At 46.9% G+C, this 6,716-nt stretch carries 6 protein-coding genes; 2 read left to right on the top strand and 4 right to left on the bottom strand.

The window, feature by feature from the left end; genetic code table 11:
- Positions 1-586 precede the first annotated feature (586 nt).
- Complete coding sequence (locus RM811_RS02730; RefSeq protein WP_402520532.1) at positions 587-1,111, bottom strand: hypothetical protein; 525 nt, start codon at positions 1,109-1,111, stop codon at positions 587-589.
- Positions 1,112-1,422: 311 nt separating this feature from the next.
- On the opposite strand from RM811_RS02730, the gene arsC reads away from it, so the two are divergent.
- Positions 1,423-1,770 carry an arsenate reductase (glutaredoxin) gene (arsC, locus tag RM811_RS02735; RefSeq protein ID WP_402520534.1) on the top strand — a complete coding sequence of 116 codons (348 nt, stop codon included), beginning with the start codon at positions 1,423-1,425 and terminating at the stop codon, positions 1,768-1,770.
- 37 nt (positions 1,771-1,807) lie between these two features.
- Entirely contained in the window at positions 1,808-2,191 is a 384-nt protein-coding gene (locus RM811_RS02740; protein ID WP_402520536.1) for a DUF2069 domain-containing protein, read from the top strand.
- Positions 2,192-2,307: 116 nt separating this feature from the next.
- On the opposite strand, the gene RM811_RS02745 is transcribed toward RM811_RS02740, so the two are convergent.
- From RM811_RS02745 to RM811_RS02755, 3 genes are all read right to left on the bottom strand, one after another.
- Positions 2,308-4,413, bottom strand: a complete 2,106-nt coding sequence (locus RM811_RS02745) for a hypothetical protein (protein ID WP_402520537.1) — start codon at positions 4,411-4,413, stop codon at positions 2,308-2,310.
- A gap of 51 nt (positions 4,414-4,464) precedes the next feature.
- The gene (gene hda, locus RM811_RS02750) at positions 4,465-5,181 is read right to left on the bottom strand and encodes a DnaA regulatory inactivator Hda (protein WP_402520539.1); all 717 of its coding nucleotides are present in this window, start codon (positions 5,179-5,181) and stop codon (positions 4,465-4,467) included.
- Between the two features lie 353 nt (positions 5,182-5,534).
- Positions 5,535-6,614, bottom strand: coding sequence for an AI-2E family transporter (locus RM811_RS02755; RefSeq protein ID WP_402520541.1), 1,080 nt, complete (start codon positions 6,612-6,614; stop codon positions 5,535-5,537).
- Between the last annotated feature and the right edge of the window lie 102 nt (positions 6,615-6,716).

A 6,716-nucleotide genomic window follows, 5' to 3' on the forward strand; every position in this document is an offset into this window, starting at 1 on the left:
GCAAAATAGTGGTCATGCCGAAACCGCACAGACCTAAAGGAGCTGGGTTAGCGTAATTGGTACTCATTAAATATCCTGAAAAACGTGTTCTGAAAAAGTGAGTTAGCGCGGGATTTTAGGGATAGGAAGCGCCGGTGACAAGCCTGTTACGGCAATTCCTGTGGGAGCCGTAACAGCACCTATTTGACTTCGAAAACTGACATGGGTCGGTGTTTAAATAGTGAAGTTATTAAAGGACAGTTACTAACTCATGTTACGCACTTACAGCCTGACGTTGTCATATTTGTCTGCTGTGTCAATGGATTTAGATATATACGACATATTAAATGCCGCCGGATGCAGTAGTAGGTTGGGTCAAGCGAATGCGCGCCCCAACACCTCCATCAGCCAAGACGTACCTGAGAGTGTTAAACATATTTTCCAGAACAAAACAGCCATGGGTGAGGAGTGGGCGGGGGCATAAAGCTTCCCAGCCTCGGGCGCGGAAACCTTACTTCCACGAAAAAACAGACGCTCAATTGCTAGAAATGTTGGGGCGCGCTCCGCTTGACCCAACCTACGGTGGCGGAGAGTAAAGTGCGTAACATCAGATATTAATTGAAACTGACTGAGCTGTGGCCAGATCAACTCCTTCTGCATCAAGACGAGCCTCTACCTTCCAGGACAGAGTTACAGATCTTTGGCTAAGCATGGAGAATGCTGTAGCCAACGCCTGAAAAGCAGGACCTGAAGACTCTTCTTCCCCCTCACCGGGTATGGAAATTTCAAATTCATGGGTAGTTTTGTAGCCTGCAGGATAAACCCGGGACTCCTCAAGCAAAACATCATCCCTGTACACCTCTTCAGAATAGGTCTCGAAACCACCATCTTCTTTCCGTCGTTTGACCTTCTCAATACCAATAAGGCTGATGATCAACTGATTACCCGGGATAGCCTTCTTTGTATGCAGATCAAAACTGCCCACAATAGCATCACCCGGATTAAAGACGGTGCGAGGCAGCAAGAGCTTGATGGATCCACGTAGAAACCGGATGATGTAGTAGGCTGCAGTCGCCACTAATATAATGACTACTACAGCACTGACAATCATTACGGTTGGATTGTCTGTCATCTCACTATCCCCTGATGAATGATGTTTGAGCAGCCACTGGTGCTACCCTGGTATACTAAAAACCCGTTCTATTATTTCTTTTATAGCAACCTATTTCTTTGACCATCATCCATTTCAGCCATCCAAGTGCATATTTTACTGGTTTAGCGTCAGGCGTTATTGACATAAACACGATGAACAGCGAATTTCTTACTGCATTCATAATTCCTAAGTGCAATCATCCTTCCGATGCCTACTACAAAAGATTTGCAGAGTTATCACAGGGATTGATAGGCTTTGCCCGAATCGATAAAAACTTTCAGGCCAATTTTATGAGCGTTTCAATTTATCACAACCCGCGTTGTTCAAAATCCCGCCAAACGCTTTCACTCCTTGAAGAACAGGGAATTTCTCCAGAGGTCATCCTCTATCTGGAAACACCTCCAGACGCCAGTCAGCTGACACTAATACTCAAGCAACTGGGTATCAGTGCACGGAACCTGCTGCGTAAGGGAGAACAGGAGTTTAAGGATAACAACCTCAAAGATCCCTCCCTGAGCGAAGCACAGCTGATTGAGTTCATGTGCCAATACCCGAAATTGATTGAACGCCCCATCGTTGTCAATGGCCCAAAAGCCAGAATTGGCCGGCCACCGGAGTCTATTCTTGAAATTCTTTGATTAAACTTTTAACAGCAAGAGCACTGCGTAAATAACAATGCAAAAAAAAGCGAACCGTATTTATCAAATCTGCCTTGCCCTCTATGCAGGGTTGGTTCTTTCATTGCTGGCAGAAACCTGGTGGCTTAACCCTCCACCGGGTTCTGTTCTGGAAATATCCCTGCTGCAGCTACTGCCATTATTACTGCCCCTTCCAGGACTGTTAAAAAGAGGTCTGAGAGCGGCATCATGGCTCTGCTTTATTCTCTGCTTTTATTTTATCAGCGGTGTTCTCGATATCTGGTTTCGGCCAGAACAACCCCAAGGCTGGCTGATTACCGGATTCAGTGTGCTGTTATTCATTAGCGCTATGGTATTTATACGCTGGCAGGCTCAAGCCAACAGATCAAACCAGGCCAACTTAGCATCTGTTCCAGAATAACTTGCCTTTTTTTACCACTGAGTCACAGAGAACACGGATGAATAGAAAGGTTTTTTCTCTGTACTCTCTGTGACTCAGTGGTGAACAATACGGGGAGATTATTAACGAACAACTCCTTAACGGAGAATTAATAATGAATCAGGCTCACTCCGTTTCTGGTCTGAGCCTGATGACAATGTCAACGCAATACGCCCGGAATCAATGCCAACACTGCCAGCTTCATCTTTGAGATAGTCATACCGTGCCTGTCGCAGTATTTCAATCTGCCCTGGCGCTCTCGGCCAGTTTTCCAGCAGCCATTTTTCCGCTTTCTGAACTCTCTGTTCCGGTGACTGCTCACCCACTTCAGGAATTTTCTGCTGTTGTGTCGCGAGATACATTTGCTCCAGCAACTGCGCACGCACTTTAGCCGGCATTACGGAAGAGTTACTTTCAACAGATTGGGTGGCGGAGTATAACTCCTGCAATGCCTCTTCCAGCTTATAGCGGGAAAGTTCTGGCCAGTCTCTGGGTTCAGAAACTCCCACATTAACCAGAACCTTTAATTCCGGTCTCAGAGCCAGAGCCTTGTGAAGGTTTTGAAGGTTTGTATAAGCAGATTGAGTCAGTGCTGTTTTACCCGCTTCATGACGAAGTAAAGGTTCAATGGCATAACCTGTCACAGAAGACAGATAATCAAAGGGAGCCTGACCAATCGCCATAAAGCGCTGGTCGATAGCTCGATAAACCTGCTCAGGCAACGCTGACCATTCTGATAACAACAGGCTGGTGACTGATCCGGTTTGTTTCGCGGGTTTTGTTTTGAACCGGATCGTTGCGTTCCCGGTTTTATCCGTTAGCAAAGCTATTAACAAGTCACCAGATGCTGAAGATGTCCGGCTATTATTGAGTTTTTTATACTGCCAGCCGGTAATAGCAAGCTGCCCACTATGACGTTGACTGTCATAGCTCAAATTAAAGCGGGAACCCTGCATATTGTAACCAGCCAGCACCGAATAACGTTTCAGTGGACCTGCTAAATGGGTATTGTTCAGACTAAGGGTAAAACTATTCTTATATGATTGGTTAGAGGAACTGCTGGTATCAGATAGCGTCCCTTTTAGCTGCAGGTCACCCACACCGTTCAAATAAGCTGCAGCCTGATATTGCCAGTGTTTTTTTGAACCCTCACCGACGGCAACCAGACTTCCCTCAATACGCTCAAACAACCAGGGTACTGATCCAGTTCCAATTTCAAGGCGACTGTCTGTCACTGAAAGAGACTTGACGGAAAAAGGTAAAAGATGGTTTAACTCATTAATGACAGAAGCATTGTTCTTTCCATGAGAATCTGCCTGCTTAAAATCGGCACCGGCTAAAGACAAGGCTGCTGAGGACTGAGCACGATCACGGGCATTAAATTGAAAGTCATTCAACTGCCAATGCTGCCAGGCCATAGAAAAGCCTTTCAATGAGAAAGCCCCCTTTTGCCCTTCAGCGCTACCCTGCAAAACCAGACCACTTTGTTTATCCCATAAAAGAGATAACCGGGCATCTACTTCTCCGGACATCGCTTCGAAAAGACTGTCACTGGCTAAAATCGTGTTTTCAGACGATAAATCATCGCCCACAGGGATAATAGAAATGAGATCTGCCAGGGGGAATGCGTTCAGGTTCAGTTCCCCTGCCAGTGCCCCCTGGCTGGTTTTATAAGTCCCTGAAAAATTCCATACTTCACCAGACACATGAACATCCAGCTTATTTTCGCCGGCAACATTCAGTGTTAACTGCTCAAAAGAAAACGCTTCAACAACACCAGTGATAGAAAGAGTTCCATCGTTGATGGACAGTTCCTGAAACCAGGCCGGCAGGGGAAAAGTCATCTGACCCGGCTCTACGATGACATTGGCACCCACCAGCTCAACGGCACTGAGTGCTTCAGCATCCTTACCAAGCCAGGGTTCCCACCAGTGTCGATAAATCAGAATAAAGTTCAATTGCCCCGAGCTGAGCTGAACACCTTTTTCTTTAAACTGAATATCATTAACGGACAGCCGACGCTGCCATGGATCAAAAGAGAGGGTCTTATCGACAAAGGTCAGCCCGGTTTGCCGGGTCAGGCTCGCCAGCACTCGATCAGAGACCTGAGAAAACCAAAGCCAGCCAGCAATAAAAAAAGCCCCCAGCAGCAGGTACACCATCAGAGCAACGGGACGAAGCAGCAGGCTCCTTTTGGTCAGCATGGTCGGCTCTTCTGAAGGGGAATTAATGAATCAGGCAAGAGGATGGACTTATCACCACCTCATCACGTCCTTAACAAAGGGGATGGTCAGCTTGCGCTTGGCTCGTAATGAGGCACTATCAAGCTTTTGCAGAAGGTTAAAAAGGTTGCCCATATCTCTGGAGCCGCGATGAATAATAAAGCGCGCCACTTCATCACTTAAATCAAAACCACGATGGTGGGCCCTGAGCTTAAGCGCTGAGACTTTATCTCGATCTTCCAGAGGGTGAACCTGAAATACCACCCCCCAGCCCAGGCGGGAAACCAGATCCTGAAGGTGAATACCCAGTGCTTTGGGAGGATTGCTGGCAGCCACAAGAAAGCGGGTTTTAGAGTCCCGGAGACGGTTAAACAGATCAAACAGCGCCTCTTCCCACTCATCAACACCCGCTACTTCACCGATATCATCAAGGCAGACCAGCTGCAGCCGTTCAATCCCTTCCAATAGCGTTGGTGAATAGTGAACCAGCTCTTTCATGGGCAGGTAAATACTTCGGCCACTGCGACGGTCAACCTGATGACAGGCCGCCTGCAGCAGATGGCTGCACCCTACCCCTTTGGGGCCATAGAGGAAAATAAACTGTTCAGATTCTATACCGGGAACGGATTTTTCCATATCCAGAAGATTGACCAGCGTTTCATTTCGCCCACTGTAAAAGTTGGCAAACGTGGCATCGTCTCTTAACTGGACACTGAGCGGTAGCTGCACAGGCAAACTCATAGTGGACATTAAATCCGTCGTTTCTCGGTAAAAGTTGAATCTGTAAGAATCTATAACAATCTATAACAATCTATAAAGAGCAGCGTGAATTCTCTTTTCCTGATGACCTCTTCACTGCCACGGCCTCTTTTGAAAAAAGCTTCAGGCCAGTTTCAGGGTAGCTGCAGAAAGTCACTACAGAAACTGCAAAGTTACATAAGACAGGCACACAATGAAACCGTTCAATTATCAACCGTTATTGACCAACATCAAAAGATCAGTCAATAACGCTCTTTAACCGATTTCTGCCACCTCTTTTACCACTTTTTTTTACCATAAGCACGCAGTCATAAAAAAGAAAAAGAGCGTGGCACAAACAGGTATCAGTCTTTCTCTTCCGAAGCCCCGGCATGATAAAGGTCACTGGCCTTATAGTTTCTATGAAGATGGCGCAAGAGTACCATAATTATTGCCGCCATGGGCAAGGCGATGAGCATGCCAACAAAACCAAAAAGTTGTCCGCCAGCCATCAGGGCAAAAATAACGGCTACCGGATGCAAACCAATTTTATCACCCACCAGCAGAGGGGTCAGAACCCAACCCTCCAATGCCTGGCCTACCAAAAAGACCACAGCCACCAGGGACATCCCCATGTAACCATCAAACTGAAACAATGCTACCAGCATAGCGGCGACAAACCCGATCACAAAACCCATGTAGGGAATGATGCTGGCCAGTCCAGCCAGCATGCCAATCAGAATGGCAAACTGGAGCCCGATCAGGGTCAGCCCCAGGCTGTAAATCACGCCAAGCGCAAACATCACCATCAACTGGCCTTTCAGAAAGGCACCCAGCACTTCATCACATTCATTAATCAGCGTTACCGCCACGGGCTCGACATTCCTGGGCAACATCATTTTCAGGTCGCCGACCATCTTGTCCCAGTCACGCAGCAGATAAAAAGTGACCACGGGAATAAGGAATAAATTGGCCACAAAACCAATCAAAGCGATAGAGGATCTGGAAACAGAAACCCCAATACTGGCCAGAAAACCACCGGCCTTCTGCCACTGCCCCGCCAGTCTTTTGGATATTTCACCAAAATCAAATAGCGAGGGGTCAATATCAATGTACTTCTGGATATAGGGAATGGCATGGATTTCAATCCAGGTTTCCCACGCCGGTAACAACTGAATCACTGTCTTGACCTGGTGCGCCAGTGTTGGAATCACAACCAGTAACGCAGTAATCAGCACCCCGAAAATCAACAGAAAGACGCAGACCACTGACAGGGTTCTGGAGAAACCTTTGGATTCAAGCCAGTCCGTCAGGGGATCACCCAGATAAGCCAGTACCATACTGACAACAAAAGGCGTCAGTACCGGCCCAAGAAAATGAACAATAAGAAAAAGCGCCAGGGCAACCACGGCAATCATATAGCGCTGATGGAGAGTAAGATTCATTTTCGAAGCCCTGTTATAGCAAAAACACTGGGGGGAATGGGGTTAACAGACAATCCCTGAGTCAACTTTAATTGAAAATATGTAGTAATTTCCAACGTTTCT

The organism is Endozoicomonas sp., assembly GCF_031844845.1.
GTDB lineage: Bacteria > Pseudomonadota > Gammaproteobacteria > Pseudomonadales > Endozoicomonadaceae > Endozoicomonas.

Excerpts from the sequence above, each read along its gene's own strand:
- RM811_RS02730 (WP_402520532.1), bottom strand. The coding sequence starts at position 1,111 with ATGACAGACAATCCAACCGTAATGATTGTCAGTGCTGTAGTAGTCATT.
- arsC (WP_402520534.1), top strand. The coding sequence starts at position 1,423 with ATGAGCGTTTCAATTTATCACAACCCGCGTTGTTCAAAATCCCGCCAA.
- RM811_RS02740 (WP_402520536.1), top strand. The coding sequence starts at position 1,808 with ATGCAAAAAAAAGCGAACCGTATTTATCAAATCTGCCTTGCCCTCTAT.
- RM811_RS02745 (WP_402520537.1), bottom strand. The coding sequence starts at position 4,413 with ATGCTGACCAAAAGGAGCCTGCTGCTTCGTCCCGTTGCTCTGATGGTG.
- hda (WP_402520539.1), bottom strand. The coding sequence starts at position 5,181 with ATGTCCACTATGAGTTTGCCTGTGCAGCTACCGCTCAGTGTCCAGTTA.
- RM811_RS02755 (WP_402520541.1), bottom strand. The coding sequence starts at position 6,614 with ATGAATCTTACTCTCCATCAGCGCTATATGATTGCCGTGGTTGCCCTG.